This is a genomic window from Xanthobacter flavus, from assembly GCF_017875275.1.
Taxonomy (GTDB): Bacteria; Pseudomonadota; Alphaproteobacteria; order Rhizobiales; family Xanthobacteraceae; genus Xanthobacter; species Xanthobacter flavus_A.
On record NZ_JAGGML010000001.1, the window covers coordinates 3558462 to 3573088 of the forward strand.

The 14627-nt window shown below is 68.0% G+C and carries 10 protein-coding genes; 7 read left to right on the forward strand and 3 right to left on the reverse strand.

Annotated elements, in window-relative coordinates:
• Positions 1-80: 80 nt before the first annotated feature.
• Complete coding sequence (locus J2126_RS16895) at positions 81-383, reverse strand: hypothetical protein (RefSeq protein ID WP_209488046.1); 303 nt, start codon at positions 381-383, stop codon at positions 81-83.
• A gap of 185 nt (positions 384-568) precedes the next feature.
• Between J2126_RS16895 and J2126_RS16900 the strand changes: the two genes are divergently transcribed.
• Entirely contained in the window at positions 569-2422 is a 1854-nt protein-coding gene (locus tag J2126_RS16900) for an AI-2E family transporter (protein WP_209488047.1), read from the forward strand.
• Positions 2423-2452: 30 nt separating this feature from the next.
• On the opposite strand, the gene J2126_RS16905 is transcribed toward J2126_RS16900, so the two are convergent.
• Positions 2453-7279, reverse strand: a complete 4827-nt coding sequence (locus J2126_RS16905) for an NAD-glutamate dehydrogenase (protein ID WP_209488048.1) — start codon at positions 7277-7279, stop codon at positions 2453-2455.
• 300 nt (positions 7280-7579) lie between these two features.
• On the opposite strand from J2126_RS16905, the gene J2126_RS16910 reads away from it, so the two are divergent.
• From J2126_RS16910 to J2126_RS16935, 6 genes are all read left to right on the forward strand, one after another.
• Positions 7580-8140 carry a peroxidase-related enzyme gene (locus J2126_RS16910; protein ID WP_209490251.1) on the forward strand — a complete coding sequence of 187 codons (561 nt, stop codon included), beginning with the start codon at positions 7580-7582 and terminating at the stop codon, positions 8138-8140.
• Between the two features lie 330 nt (positions 8141-8470).
• The gene (locus J2126_RS16915; protein ID WP_209488049.1) at positions 8471-9241 is read left to right on the forward strand and encodes an ABC transporter ATP-binding protein; all 771 of its coding nucleotides are present in this window, start codon (positions 8471-8473) and stop codon (positions 9239-9241) included.
• Position 9242: 1 nt separating this feature from the next.
• Positions 9243-9956 carry an ABC transporter ATP-binding protein gene (locus tag J2126_RS16920; protein WP_209488050.1) on the forward strand — a complete coding sequence of 238 codons (714 nt, stop codon included), beginning with the start codon at positions 9243-9245 and terminating at the stop codon, positions 9954-9956.
• A 55-nt stretch (positions 9957-10011) separates the two neighbouring features.
• Entirely contained in the window at positions 10012-11220 is a 1209-nt protein-coding gene (locus J2126_RS16925; protein ID WP_209488051.1) for an ABC transporter substrate-binding protein, read from the forward strand.
• A gap of 119 nt (positions 11221-11339) precedes the next feature.
• Positions 11340-12221, forward strand: a complete 882-nt coding sequence (locus J2126_RS16930) for a branched-chain amino acid ABC transporter permease (protein ID WP_209488052.1) — start codon at positions 11340-11342, stop codon at positions 12219-12221.
• A gap of 10 nt (positions 12222-12231) precedes the next feature.
• A complete protein-coding gene (locus J2126_RS16935; RefSeq protein ID WP_209488053.1) occupies positions 12232-13221 on the forward strand; it encodes a branched-chain amino acid ABC transporter permease in 990 nt (329 codons plus the stop codon).
• A gap of 223 nt (positions 13222-13444) precedes the next feature.
• On the opposite strand, the gene J2126_RS16940 is transcribed toward J2126_RS16935, so the two are convergent.
• Entirely contained in the window at positions 13445-14590 is a 1146-nt protein-coding gene (locus J2126_RS16940) for a benzoate/H(+) symporter BenE family transporter (RefSeq protein ID WP_209488054.1), read from the reverse strand.
• Positions 14591-14627: the final 37 nt, after the last annotated feature.

Consider the following 14627-nt stretch of genomic DNA (forward strand, 5'->3'; position numbering starts at 1 on the left):
CTGGCAAACGACGGCGCACCATGGCAGCCGCCGCCCACGATGGAAACCGTCCCGGGCTGAACTTCCGGTCTGAGGTCGCCTCAGGCGGTAAATTCCGGCATGGGCTCGGCACCGGCCGGCACCACATGCTCCACCAGTGCGGCGACGGCGGAGGCGACCAGCACGGCAGAGCCCACGGGCGCGGCGGAGAAGAAATCCTCCTGCACCGCGTTGCCCTCGTCGTCCTTGAAGGCCGATGAGGCCGCGCGCACCGTCACCACCTCGGTGACGAGATACCCGTCCTTGACGAGATCGCGGGCGATGGCCTTCGGCGGCCGCTTGTCGCGCACGTGCAGCAGATCGTCCTCGCCTCCCGCCCGCCAGACCACCCGGTAGATGTACATGGCGCTTCGCTCCTTGCGGCAATGCGCCGAACCAACGCCAAGGTCGAGCCCGGCGTTCCCCGCACCTTTTGTTCCTCCGGCCGCTTTCCCATGGATCAACTGCCACGTTGCAGCGTTGTGCATGGGTGGCACCTGCGGCCGCGAGCACCTGATATCGGCGCCGAGGCGCCCGTGGAGAGCCGGCGATGCTGCAGTCCCGTGACCCGTCGTTCTCCGATCCGGTCGGCGGCACTGATCTTCCCGGTCGGGACCGGGTGCTGGCTTTCTTTGCCGCCATCGCCATCGTGACCGTGCTTTATGTCGGGCGCGAGGTTTTCGTGCCCATCGCGGTGGCGATCCTGCTGTCGTTCGTGATGGCGCCGGTGATCCGCGTGCTGCGCGGGATCAAGGTGCCGCGCTCCGCCGCGGTCACCAGCGTCGTCGTCGTCACCTTCGTGGGTCTGATCGCGCTCGGCGGCGTGCTGGCGCTTCAGGTGACTGACCTTGTCGCCGAACTGCCGAAGTACCGCATCAATCTCAGCGAGAAGATCCGATCCATCAAGGATGCGACGGGAGGCTCCGGCACCTTCGAGCGCACCATGGACATGCTGCAGGATCTCGCGCGTGAGCTGGAGGCGCCGCGGCCCGGGCAGGGCGAGGAGGGGCTCCTTGCCGCGACCGACGGTCGCCCGATTCCGGTCGAGATCAAGCAGCCGCCACCGGGCACGCTCGGGACCCTCTCAACGGTCATGGCGCCGCTGCTGCATCCTTTGGCCACGCTGGGCATCATCTTCATCTTCGTGCTGTTCATCCTGTTCCAGCGGGAAGACCTGAGAAACCGCGTGGTGCGGCTGGCCGGCGCGCACGACATGCAGCGCACCACGGCCGCCCTCGACGACGCCGCGAGCCGGCTGTCGCGCTTCTTTCTCGCGCAGGTGGCTCTGAATGCCTCCTTCGGCGCCGTCATCGGCGTCGGATTGTGGCTCATCGGGGTGCCGAGCGCGCTGCTGTGGGGCATCGCCGCGGCGGTGCTGCGTTTCGTGCCCTATATCGGCGCCGCCGTGGCGGCGGCCCTGCCCATCGGCTTCGCGCTGGCGGTCGATCCCGGCTGGACCATGGTGCTGTCGGCGGCCGCCCTGTTCATCGTGGTGGAGCCACTGGTGGGCCACGTCATCGAGCCGCTGCTCTACGGCCGCTCCACCGGCCTCTCGCCGGTGGCGGTGATCGCCGCCGCCACCTTCTGGACCTGGCTGTGGGGCCCCATCGGCCTCTTGCTCTCCACCCCGCTCACCTTGTGCCTGGTTGTGCTGGGGCGCCATGTGGAAAGCCTTGAGTTCATCGACGTGGCGCTGGGCGACCGGCCGCCCCTCTCGGACAGTGAACTGCTCTACCAGCGCCTTCTGGCCGCCGACCCCGTGGAGGCGGCGGCCGCCGCCGAGGAGGTGCTGCGGCAGAAGGACCTCGACGCCTATTGCGATGGCGTGGTGCTGCCGGCCCTCAAGCTCGCCCAGCGCGATGCCGCGCGCGGCGCGCTCGACGCCGGCCGGCAGGAGCGCATCCGTGACACCCTCGCCGACCTGCTCGACCATCTGCCGGAGCCGGAAGAGAGGCTGACGCAGGAGGCAGATGCCGAGGAGGACTCCGGTCCCCGGCCCGAAGGCCCGCGCGTGCTGGTGCTGCCCGCCCGATCGGCTCTCGACGAGGCGGCGGGGCTGCTGCTCGTCTACCGGCTGATGGCGGACGGCATCCAGGCGGAGGCGGCCCCGCCCGGCGGCGCGCGGCGACTGGCTTCGGGCCAGGCGGAGGCGATCATCCTCGCCTATCTGTCCCCCGCCACCCCCGCCCATCGCCGCTACACCATCCGCAGCCTGAACCGTGACCATTCGGCCCGGCGCCGCGTGATGGTGGCGGATTTCATGTCCGAGGGGCCGCCGCCCGTGCTTCAGGGCGAGGCGGCTGCGGTCTCCACCGTGAAGGGCGCAGTGGAGGCTGCACAGGTCGAGGCAACGCCTGAAGCGGCCGCCCCGACGGCCGTCCCGGCGCGGGCCGGGGCGGCCTGAAGGAACTGGCGCGGCCCGAAAGCCGTCGCCTCATCCCTTGACCAGATCGCCCAGCAGACTCGCGGCCAGCGTCAGCTTGGACAGGCTGAGGCCGGACTGGGCGATGTCGCGCACCGTGCGGCGCATGCGCTCCACCTCCTCGCGGCGACGGCCCACATAGGCGTCCACGGCAGCCTCGCCGGAAACGCCCTCGGCCAGCATCGCCTCAGTGATGCGACGCAGGAAGGTCTCAAGCTGGGCCAGCGAGCGGTCCAGCGCCAGCCGGTCGTAATAGTCGGGCGCGAGGATGCTGCGCGACTGGGTGAGCAGGTCGTCGATGGCGAAGTAGCGACCCGCCGCGAAGAAGGTGCTCGCGGCGCTGGGAATCGCCTTGCCCGTGGTCTCGGCGATCAGCGCGATGTCCGAGGCGGCGGCGAGCGCCGGCATGGAGGCGACGCGGCGGGCCAGCTCTTCCGGCACGCTTTGGGCAACGAGATCCGAGATGCGCGCGGCGCGGTCCTTGCGCCAGACGTCCGGCAGGCTCTCGTCGAGCGCGGCGGCGACGGCCGCGACGCCGCTGCGGTAGCGCTCCACCACCCCGGCGATGCCGTCCGCGAAGGAGACGTTGCCGATGAACCAGATGGTGCGCCCCACCATCAGGTCCTGCACCGCCGCGTAGAGCTGGAGCTGGACGTGCCCGTCCACCTTGTTGTCCAGCGCGTCGATGGCGGCGGTCAGTTCCGGCAGGTGATAGCTGTCGCGCACCGCCGCGAAGGCGCGGGCGATGGAAGCGGCATCCCCGCCGGTCTGGTCGGAGATGCGGGCCATGGCGGAGGGGCCGCCCTGGTTGACGATGGCGTTGGCGAGGCCCGTCGCGATGATCTCGCGGTGGAGCCGGTGGGTCTCGATGGCGTGGGGATAGCGCTCTTGCAGCTCGTGCGGGAAGTAATGCACCAGCTCGCCGGAGAGATAGGCATCGTCCGGCACGCTGGAGCCGAGGAGATCGTCCTTCAGGGCGAGCTTGGCATATGCGAGGAGCACCGCCAGCTCGGGCCGGGTGAGGTGCTCGCCGCGCGAGCGCCGGTCGGCGATCTCGGCGTCGGAGGGCAGGAACTCCACCGCGCGGTCGAGTTCGCCCCGCGCCTCCAGCATCTGCATGAGGCGCTGCTGGAAGGCGAGGTCATCCGCGCCCTTCAGTTGGGCGAGGGACAAGGCGAGGGTCTGGTCGTAGTTGTTGACGAGGACGAGGCGTGCCACCTCGTCCGTCATCTGCTTCAGCAGCGCCGCGCGGTCGGGCATGCTGAGGTCGCCCATCTCCAGGGGCTTGGCGAGGGCGATCTTGATGTTCACCTCCACGTCGGAAGTGTTCACGCCGGCCGAATTGTCGATGGCGTCGGTATTGAGCCTCACCCCCTTGCGCGCCGCCTCGATGCGCCCGCGCTGGGTCATGCCGAGGTTGGCGCCCTCGCCGATGACCTTGGCATTGAGATCGGCGGCGGTGATACGCACCGCGTCGTTGGCGCGGTCGCCGGCCTGGGCGTCGGTCTCGGTGGAGGCGCGCACATAGGTGCCGATGCCGCCGAAGAAGAGCAGGTCCACCGGCGCCTTGAGGATAGCGTTGATCAGCTCCGCCGGCGTGGCGCTGGCCTTCGGAAAGCGCAGCAGGGCGCGGACCTCTTCGGAGAGGTCGATGCTCTTGGCGCTGCGCGGGAAGATGCCGCCGCCCTTCGAGATGAGGCCGGCGTTGTAGTCAGCCCAGGAAGAACGGGGCAGATCGAACAGGCGGCGCCGCTCGGTGAACGAGGTGGCCGGGTCCGGATCGGGATCGAGGAAGATGTGGCGGTGGTCGAACGCCGCCACCAGCTTCAGCGCCGAGGACAAGAGCATGCCGTTGCCGAACACGTCGCCGGACATGTCGCCCACGCCGGCCACGGTGACGGGCGTCGTCTGGATGTCGATGTCCATCTCGCGGAAGTGGCGCTTCACCGCTTCCCAGGCACCGCGGGCGGTGATGCCCATGGCCTTGTGGTCGTAGCCGACCGAGCCGCCGGACGCGAATGCGTCGTCGAGCCAGAAGCCGTGCCGCTCCGAGATGGCGTTGGCGGTGTCGGAGAAGGTGGCCGTGCCCTTGTCGGCCGCCACCACGAGGTAGGGATCATCCCCGTCGAGGCGCACCGTGTCGGCCGGCGGCACCACGGCGCCGCCCTTCAGATTGTCGGTGAGGTCGAGCAGCGAGGAGACGAACACCTCATAGGCCGCCGTACCCTCGGCAAAGACCGCCTCGCGCGTGCCGCCCACGGGCAGGCGCTTCGGCACGAAGCCGCCCTTGGCGCCCACTGGCACGATGACCGCGTTCTTCACCTGCTGCGCCTTCACGAGGCCGAGGATCTCGGTGCGGAAATCCTGCGGCCGGTCGGACCAGCGCAGGCCGCCGCGCGCCACCTTGCCAAACCTGAGATGAACGCCCTCCACACGGGGCGAATAGACGAACACCTCGTAGAGCGGGCGGGGCAAAGGCAGCCCCTCCACTTTCGCGCTCTCGAACTTGATGGCGATGGGCTCGCGCAGGCGGCCCTGCGCATCCTTCTGGTAATAGGTGGTGCGCAGCGCCGCATCCACGAGGTTCACGAAGCGCCGCAGGATGCGGTCCTCGTCGAGGCTGGAGACGTCGGCTAGCGCTTCGTCGATGGTCGCGCGCAGGGGCGCCTCGCGGGCGGCGCGGGCTTCGGCGGCGGTGTCCAGAGCCGGGTCGAAGCGGGCGTGGAACAGGCCGACGATGGCGCGGGCGAGGCTGCCGTGGCGGTTCAGCGTCTGCCAGATGTAGTCCTGCGAGAAGGGGATGCCCGCCTGCCGCAGGTAGCGGCCGAGCGCGCGCACCAGCGCCGCCTCGCGGAAGCTGAGGCCGGCATCGAGCACGAGGGCGTTGTAGCCGTCATTCTCCGCCGCGCCGCGCAGCACGGCGTTGAGGCAATCCTCGAGGCGCACGGCGGAGCCCTCCACCGAGATGGAGCCGCCGTCCGCCCGCTCCAGCGACATGTCGTGCACCCAGCTCTTGGGGCCGCCGGCGGGCTCGATGCGGAACGTGCGCTCGTTGATGGCCTTGAGGCCCATGTTCTCCAGCATGGGCACGCGCGCCGCCAGCGGCAGGGGGGCACCGAAGGAGATGAGGCGCAGCGCGATGCGCCGGTTGTCGTCGCCCTCCCGGCGGTAGAAATCGAGGGCGACGGGCCGCTCCTCCGACAGGCGCTCCAGCAGCTCGATATCGGCCAGGGCGCGCGGCACGCCGTAGGCGGCGCGGTAGCCGGGATCGAACGCCTCCACATAGCGGCGGGCGAGGCGGGCCGCGTCCCCGGCTTCGATGCCGGGCGTCGTCGTGACGGCAGCGGAGAGACGGTCGCGCCAGGTGAGGATGGCGTCCGCCACCGCCCGCTCCAGCTCGCCCTTGTCCACCTCGGGAATGCGCCCCTCGGTGCGGCCGATGTCGTAATGCACCCGGGTCAGCGGAAGACCGGCGACGAATTCCTGCTCGAAGGCCGTGACCGTGCCGCCGTAGGACGTCTCAAGGATCGCGCCCACGCGGTCGCGCACCTGCGCGTCGAAGCGCTCGCGCGGCAGGAAGGTGAGCACGGAGACGAAGCGGTCGAACCGGTCTGCCCGCGCCAGCACCTTCAGGCGCGGCCGGTCATAGAGCGAGAGGATCTCGCGGGCGTGGCCGAGCAGCGTCGCCACGTCGATCTGGAACAGGTCGTCGCGCGGGTAGGTCTCCAGCACGGTGGAGAGCGCGCGGGCCGAATGGCTGTCCGGCTCAAGCCCCGCGCCGCGGATCACCGAGGCCGCCTTGAGGCGCAGATAGGGAATTTCGCGCAAGGAGTGGGTGTAGGCCGTGGAGGCGAACAGGCCGATGAGGCGCACCTCGCCGATGAGCCGGCCCTTCTCGTCGTGGGCCTTGATGCCCACATAGTCCATCACGTCCCGCCGGTGGACGCGCGAGCGCAGGCTCGCCTTGGTGAAGAGCAGCGGCGTGGGGCCTTCGAGGAAGGCGCGGATCTCGGGCGTGGTCACCACTGGCGCGTCGCCGAGGCGCAGTTCTTGGACATCGGGATCGCGCAGGATGCCGAGGCCGCTGTTCTCCTCCGCCTTCAGGCCGTCCTCGGTCAATTCGTAATGGCGCAAGCCGAGGAAGATGAAATTCTCCTCGGTCAGCCATTCCAGAACGTCGGCGGCCTCCTCGCGGGCCTCGTCGCCGTAGGGCCGCTTCTCGCGCCGGTATCCCTTTGAGAGGCTCCGGACCTGCTTGCGCATGGCGGAGAAATCGAGATTGGCGGCGCGGACATCGGCGAGCGTCCGCTCCAGACCGGCCTTCAGCTCACCCACTGCGCTGTCGTCGATGGCCGTGACATGGATATGGATGAGGCTTTCGCGGTTTCCCTCGGACAGGCCGTGGGGGCCGGGCGCCTCAAGCCCGCGCACCGCGCCGTCGCCGTCCCGCTCCACATGCAGGATGGGATGGGCCGCGAGCTTCACCACCAGCCCCCGGTCGGCGAGTTCGCCGGCGACCGAGTCAAACAGGAAGGCCATGTCGTCGTTCACCGCCTCGATGACGGTCATGGCCGGCCCCGGCAGCGGGGGATTGAACACCCGCACGCTCGGCTGACCCTTGGGGCGGCCGGCCACATGGGCCCACGCCTCGCGCAACAGCAGCACGACGCAGGCCGGGGGGAGGGGCGCCAGATCTTCCGGCGCCACGGCGGCGAGGAAGATGTCGGCGAAGCCCGCCGGCAGGTGAGGCGCCTCGCGCTCGATGAGCGCCTTTACCGCGGCCAGAGCCGTCTCGTCGTGGAGTCCGTGCGCACCGGCTTGAAATCCCATGACGTTCATGGCCTTTCCTCACTGTGTTGCCGCGGGTTGCGCTGGTTCAGCCGTCCGGCGAGCATGACCTTGTGGCCCGGAGCGGCGACGCTGGAATGACGAGGCGACCCTATGGCATCGAAAGTGAAGGCAGCGGTGGGCGTGGAAAAGGGCAAAAGCGCGACTGCCACAAATAAAGGCAGGCCCGAAACGAAGGCGGCGCCGCAGAAGTCCAAGTCTTCGGAGAAAAAGTCTTCCGCAAGAAAACCCGCACCGCAGGCGCCAGTTCCTGCGACCGAACCCGCGCGCAGGCGTGACGATCTTCCCGCCATCGCCCTCGCCATTCCTCCCGCCGAGCTGGATGCGGCCAACCAGGCGTATTTCGACAAATGCGTCGAGAAGATCGGCTTCGTTCCGAACGTGCTGCAGGCCTATACGCTGGACATGGCGAAGCTCAATGCCTTCGCCGGCATGTATAACGACCTGATGCTCGCCCCCTCCGGCCTGTCGAAGCTGGAGCGGGAGATGATCGCCGTGGTCGTGTCCAGCATCAACCGCTGCTATTACTGCCTCACGGCGCACGGCGCGGCGGTGCGCCAGCTCTCCGGCGATCCTATCCTCGGCGAGCAGATGGTGATGAACTATCGCGCCGCCCGCCTCGACCCGCGCCGCAGGGCGATGCTCGACTTCGCCGCCAAGCTCACGGAGAGCCCGCATGCGGTCGAGGAAGAGGACCGCGAGGGTTTGCGCCGGGTCGGCTTTTCCGAGCGCGACATCTGGGACATCGGCGCCGTGGTCGGCTTCTTCAACATGTCGAACCGCATCGCCTCGGCGACCGACATGCGCCCGAACGAAGAATACCACGCCCAGGCCCGCACGCCGAAAGCGTGACGCCCGCGCCGGCCCGCGGAACAGATCTTGAGGAGCGCGGCGGCGGTCACGCCGTCGCGCCATGAAGAGATTAGGTCGAGTGGAGTGCTTATTCTCAACCTTCGCGGGCGGAGCCTGTGGATACCGTCTTACGCAGCGTCGGTCAGGCAATAGCGGTAAGATCGAGCTAGACATTCGGCGCCCGCCCGGTCTATTGACGCACTCGCGGCGGAGCATGATAGCTTGCGCCCAAGATCAAGCGCACCGGACAAGGTGCCTTTTGTGTGGAGGTCGGCTGGAGTGCGTCGCGTGCGACGTGCGGCCGGGGAACAGCGAGGGCGCCTTACGATCATGGACAGCGTCTCAGACGTGCCCTACATCGTTGAAGCATCGGGTCTCACGAAGGAATTCAAAGGGTTCGCTGCGGTCAAGAATGTTGACCTCAGGATCCGTCGGCACACCATTCACGCCCTCATCGGGCCGAACGGTGCCGGCAAGACCACCTGCTTCAACCTGATTACCAAATTCCTGGAGCCGACACGCGGCACCATCAAGCTGAACGGCCGCGACATCACGCGCACGCCGCCGGCGGATGTGGCGCGGCTGGGCATGGTCCGCTCGTTCCAGATCTCGGCCACCTTCCCGCACCTCACGGTGCTTGAGAACGTGCGGATCGCGCTGCAGCGGCCCATCGGCAACTCGTTCCATTTCTGGCAGTCGGAGAAGAGCCTCGATGCGCTCAACGACCGCGCCATGGAGCTGATCGCCGACGTGGACCTGACGCAATACGCCAGGCACCTGGCGGTGGAACTGCCCTACGGCCGCAAGCGCGCGCTGGAAATCGCCACCACGCTCGCGCTCGAGCCGGAAATGCTGCTGCTGGACGAGCCCACCTCCGGCATGGGCCGCGAGGACATCGCCCGCACGGCGGATCTCATCAAGCGCGTCTCCACCAACCGCACCATCCTCATGGTGGAGCACAACCTTTCGGTCGTGGCCAATCTCTCGGACCGGATCACCGTGCTGGCGCGCGGCGAGATCCTCACCGAAGGCCCCTATTCCGAAGTGTCGAAGAACCCGCAGGTGATCGAGGCCTACATGGGCACCGGTGGAGCGCATTGAGATGGCCGCGAATGGAACGCCCCTCCTCGAGGTGAAGGACCTGCACGGCCATTATGGCGAGAGCCATGTGCTGCACGGCATGACCTTCGACGTCCATCCGGGCGAGGTGGTGACGCTGCTGGGCCGCAACGGCGCCGGCAAGACCACCACCATGCGCGCCATCATGGGCCTGCTGCGCAAGCGCGCCGGTTCCATCCGTTATCAGGGCACTGAAACGGTTGGATTGGCGCCCAACAAGATCGCCCGGCTCGGCATCGCCATCTGCCCGGAGGAGCGGGGCATCTTTTCCTCGCTCTCCGTGCGCGAAAACCTGCTGCTGCCCCCCGTGGTGCTGCCCGGCGGCCTGACCGTCGACGAGGTTCACGAGCTGTTCCCGCGGCTCGAAGAGCGCCGCAACAGCCAGGGCACCAAGCTTTCGGGCGGCGAGCAGCAGATGCTGGCCATCGCCCGCATTCTACGCACCGGGGCGAAGCTCCTGCTGCTCGACGAGCCCTCCGAGGGTCTTGCGCCGGTGATCGTGCAGCACATCGGCGAGATCATCCGGAACCTCAAGAAGAAGGGGTTCACGGTGCTGCTCGTGGAACAGAATTTCCACTTCGCTTCCACTGTCGCCGACCGCCACTATGTTGTGGAGCACGGTCGCGTGGTGGACATGGTGGAAAATGACAAGATCGCGGAAAACGCGGCACGTCTCGAAGCCTTTCTCGGCGTCTGACGCCGGGTTCCTGACAGCGAGAAAATCCGGTTCCAGCCGGAGGGGAGGACACATTATGCGTCTTGCAGCCGTATTGCTGGCCGCAGCCAGCGTCGTCGTTGCCGCTGGCGCCGCCAAGGCCCAGGTTCCGGTCAAGATTGGCGTGCTCAACGACCAGTCTGGCCTTTATGCCGACCTCGGCGGCCAGGGCTCCGTCTGGGCCGCCAAGAAGGCGGTCGAGGACTTCGGCGCCGCCGCCAAGGGCCTCAAGGTGGACGTGATCTTCGCCGATCACCAGAACAAGGCCGACGTCGGCACCTCCATCGCCCGCCAGTGGTATGACGTGGATGGCGTGGACGTGATCGTCGACACTCCGAATTCCGGCGTCGCTCTCGCGGTGAACACCGTCACCAAGGAAAAGAACAAGGTCTTCATCAATTCCGGCGCGGCCACCTCGGACCTCACCGGCAAGGCCTGCACGCCGAACACGGTGCACTGGACCTACGACACCTGGGCGCTGGCCAACGGCACCGGCAAGGCCATCGTGAAGAACGGCGGCGACACCTGGTTCTTCCTCACTGCAGACTATGCCTTCGGCCATGCGCTCGAGCGGGATACCTCCGAGGTGGTGAAGGCCAACGGGGGCAAGGTGGTCGGCGCTGTGAAGGTGCCGCTGAACAATTCCGACTTCTCCTCGTTCCTGCTGCAGGCGCAGTCGTCCAAGGCCAAGATCATCGGCCTCGCCAATGCCGGTGGCGACACCATCAATTCCATCAAGCAGGCGTCGGAATACGGCATCGTCGAGGGCGGCCAGAAGCTCGCCGGCCTCCTCATCTTCCTCACCGACGTGCATTCCCTCGGCCTCAAGGTGGCGCAGGGTCTGAACCTGACCTCCGCCTGGTACTGGGATCAGACCGACGCCAACCGGAAGTTCGCCGATGCCTTCGCAGCGGCCAACGGCGGCAAGCGTCCGACCATGGTGCAGGCCGGCGTCTATTCGGGCGTGCTGCACTATCTCAAGGCGGTCGAGGCGCTGAAGTCCGCCAAGGACGGCGCGGCCGTGGTGGCGGAGATGAAGAAGATCCCCACCGACGATCCGCTGTTCGGCAAGGGCGAAGTGCGGGCCGACGGCCGGCAGATTCACCCCATGTATCTCTATGAGGTGAAGAAGCCGTCGGAGTCCAAGGGCCCCTACGACTACTACACCCTCAAGGGCACCATCCCGGCCAACGAGGCTTTCCGCCCCATCGGCGAGGGCGACTGCCCCCTCGTCAAGAAGGGCTGATCCAGCACCCGGACCGGGCAGGCTCTCAGGGCCTGCCCGGGCCTCCACCAAGTCCGGTTCCTGTGTTCCGGTTGTCACTTGCGGTTTCCGCCGTTTCCTCCTGACGAGACGGGTCTTCGATGTTCGAGCTTCTCGGCATTCCCCCCCAGGCCCTGTTCGGGCAATTGCTGCTGGGCCTGATTAACGGCGCGTTCTACGCCATGCTGAGCCTCGGGCTCGCGGTGATCTTCGGCCTTCTGAACGTCATCAACTTCACGCACGGCGCCCAGTACATGATGGGCGCGTTCGGGGCGTGGATGCTGCTCAATTATGCCGGCATCCCCTTCTGGGGGGCGCTGGTGCTCTCGCCGATCATCGTCGCGATCATCGGCATGCTCATCGAGAAGACGCTGCTCAAACGGCTATACCATCTCGATCATCTCTACGGCCTCCTGCTCACCTTCGGCCTCGCCCTCATCCTCGAGGGCCTGTTCCGGCGGCAGTACGGCTCCTCGGGCCTGCCCTACAATAATCCCCTGCCGGGCGGCACCAATCTCGGCTTCATGTTCCTGCCCAACTACCGCGCCTTCGTCGTGGTGGCCTCCCTCGTGGTGTGCATCGCCACCTGGTACGTGATCGAGCGCACCAAGCTCGGCTCCTACCTGCGCGCCGCCACCGAGCGGCCGGATCTGGTGCAGGCCTTCGGCATAGACGTGCCGCGCATGATCACGCTCACCTACGGCTTCGGCGTCGGCCTCGCCGCGCTCGCCGGCGTGCTCGCCGCCCCGGCCTATCAGGTGAGCCCCACCATGGGCTCGAACCTGATCATCGTGGTGTTCGCCGTGGTGGTGATCGGCGGCATGGGCTCGATCATGGGCGCCATCGTCACCGGCTTCGGCCTCGGCGTCATCGAGGGCCTGACCAAGGTCTTCTATCCCGAGGCCTCGTCCACCGTGATCTTCGTCATCATGGCCATCGTGCTCATGGTGAAGCCCGCCGGCCTGTTCGGCACGGCCAAGTGAGGGCTGCTACATGAGCTCCGCGACCCATTCCGCTTCCGCCCCCGCCACGTCCGGCGGCAGCTCCAGCACCATGATCGTGTTCGCCGTCGCCGCGGTGGCCGTGCTGCTGGTGGCACCGTTCGGCGTCTATCCCGTGTTCCTGATGAAGGTGATGTGCTTCGCGCTGTTCGCGTGCGCCTTCAACCTGCTGCTCGGCTACACGGGCCTCCTGTCGTTCGGCCACGCCATGTTCTTCGGCGGGTCGGCCTACGTCTGCGCCCACACCACCAAGGTGCTGGGCTTCACCCCGGAGCTTGCCATCCTCGCGGGTGTCGCATTCTCGGTGGTGCTGGGGCTGCTGGCGGGCCTGCTCGCCATCCGCCGGCAGGGCATCTACTTCGCCATGGTCACGCTGGCCCTGGCGCAGATGTTCTTCTTCTTCTGCCTGCAGGCGAAGTTCACCGGCGGTGAGGACGGCCTCCAGGCGGTACCGCGGCGCCCGCTGTTCGGCCTCATCGACATCAGCCAGGACATCCACCTCTATTATTTCGTGCTGGCGATCTTCCTGTTCGGCTTCTTCGTCATCTACCGCACCATCTACTCCCCCTTCGGGCAGGTGCTGAAGGCGATCCGCGAGAACGAGCCGCGCGCCATTTCGCTCGGCTACCGGGCGAACCAGTACAAGCTGCTCGCCTTCGTGCTTTCGGCGGCCCTCGCGGGTCTCGCCGGCTCCACCAAGGTGCTGGTGTTCCAGCTCGCCTCGCTCACCGACGTCGCCTGGCAGATGTCGGGTGAAGTGGTGCTGATGACGCTGGTGGGCGGCATGGGCACCGTGCTCGGCCCCGTGGTCGGCGCGGCCGTGATCGTGACCATGCAGAACTATCTCGCCGGCCTCGGCGAGTGGGTGCTGGTGATCCAGGGCGTCATCTTCGTCCTCGCCGTCTCGCTGTTCCGCCGCGGCTTCGTCGGCGAGGTCATCGCCATCTGGCAGCAGATGAAGGCCCGCAAGGCCAACAGCTGAAGGCGCAATTCCTAAAGCGTCAGCCGCCGGCCTGCGGGCCGGCCGGACATCCTCCCACCCCGCGGGCGCCCGTCGTCTGCGGGGTTTTTCTTGTCGCGATTCCCTAGAGCGCGATCCGAGCGGATTGAATCAATCCGCTCGGTGAATCGCCCTCTAACCCTGAGTAAGAGAACGCGTGATCCGATCTGATTGCGATGCAATCAGATCGGCGCGTGCCCTGGGGTCAGCGGCGGCGAACCGTATCCATGGCGAAGACCGCGAGGCCGGCGACGAGCCCCCACACCGGGGCGCCGAGGCCAAGCGCGCTCACGCCCGAGGCGGTCGTGGCGAACGTCACGATGGCGGCCGTGCGGTGCTTCTCCACGCCGAGCGCCGCCGTGAGCGAGCCGGTGAGGGGAGCGATCAGCGCCAGCCCGGCGATGGTGGCGACCAGAGCCGGCGGCAGCGCCGCGAAAACCGCGACGAGCGAGGCGCCGGCCGCCGCCAGCAGCAGGTAGAACAGGGCATAGACGGGCCCCGCCTTCCACCGCGCCCGGGGATCGGGATCGCACTCCGGCCCCGTGCAGAGCGCCGCCGTGATGGCCGCAAGATTCGACGCGTGGGCACCGAACGGCGCCGTCAGCAGTGAGGCGATGCCGGTGGTGGCGAGGATGGAGCGCACCGGCGGCACATAGCCGCTGGCGGTGAGCACGGCGAAGCCGGGCAGGTTCTGCGACGCCATGGTCACGAGGAAAAGCGGCAGGGCGATGCTGATGAGCACGCCGCCGTCGAATTCCGGCGTCACCCACACCAGCGCCGAGAGTTCGAGCGCCGGCATCTGACCCACGGCGCCGGACCCCAGCGCCGCGCCGATTCCGGCCACCAGCGCCGCCGGAACGGACCAACTGGGCGCCAGCCGGCGTGTCAGGAAGAAGGCCGCCACAACCGGCAGTACCAGCAGTGGGCTCTTCGCGGCGTGCTCGGCGAGGGCGGTGACGAAGCGCACCAGCACGCCCGCGAGCATCGCCGCCGCCACCGCCACGGGAATGCGCGACACCAGCGTGCCGAGCGGCTTCACCGCCGCGCAGGCCACCATCAGCAGTCCCGCCACAAGGAAGGCGCCCGCCGCCCGCTCCATGCCGATCCCCGCCCCGAAGGCGGCAAGCAGGGCCGCGCCCGGCGTGGACCAGGCGGTGATGATGGGCATGCGGTGCCGGACGGAGAGGAATGCGCTCGATCCCGCGATGGCGAGGCAGAGCGCCGCCACCCAGGAGGACGCCTGCGCTGGGCTTGCCCCTACCGCCGCGGCGGCGGAGAGGATGAGGGCGAGGGTGCCGCCGAAGCCCACGAGAGCCGCAACGAAGGCCGACACGATGGCGGAGACGGGCACGCGAAACTCCTCGGGGCGTCTTGGTGTGGACCTCCGC

What these genes read in the sequence shown, in the direction of transcription:
- J2126_RS16920 (WP_209488050.1), top strand. Translation starts at nt 9,243, where the DNA reads ATGGCCGCGAATGGAACGCCCCTCCTCGAGGTGAAGGACCTGCACGGC.
- J2126_RS16930 (WP_209488052.1), top strand. Translation starts at nt 11,340, where the DNA reads ATGTTCGAGCTTCTCGGCATTCCCCCCCAGGCCCTGTTCGGGCAATTG.
- J2126_RS16935 (WP_209488053.1), top strand. Translation starts at nt 12,232, where the DNA reads ATGAGCTCCGCGACCCATTCCGCTTCCGCCCCCGCCACGTCCGGCGGC.
- J2126_RS16915 (WP_209488049.1), top strand. Translation starts at nt 8,471, where the DNA reads ATGGACAGCGTCTCAGACGTGCCCTACATCGTTGAAGCATCGGGTCTC.
- J2126_RS16925 (WP_209488051.1), top strand. Translation starts at nt 10,012, where the DNA reads ATGCGTCTTGCAGCCGTATTGCTGGCCGCAGCCAGCGTCGTCGTTGCC.
- J2126_RS16900 (WP_209488047.1), top strand. Translation starts at nt 569, where the DNA reads ATGCTGCAGTCCCGTGACCCGTCGTTCTCCGATCCGGTCGGCGGCACT.
- J2126_RS16895 (WP_209488046.1), bottom strand. Translation starts at nt 383, where the DNA reads ATGTACATCTACCGGGTGGTCTGGCGGGCGGGAGGCGAGGACGATCTG.
- J2126_RS16905 (WP_209488048.1), bottom strand. Translation starts at nt 7,279, where the DNA reads ATGAACGTCATGGGATTTCAAGCCGGTGCGCACGGACTCCACGACGAG.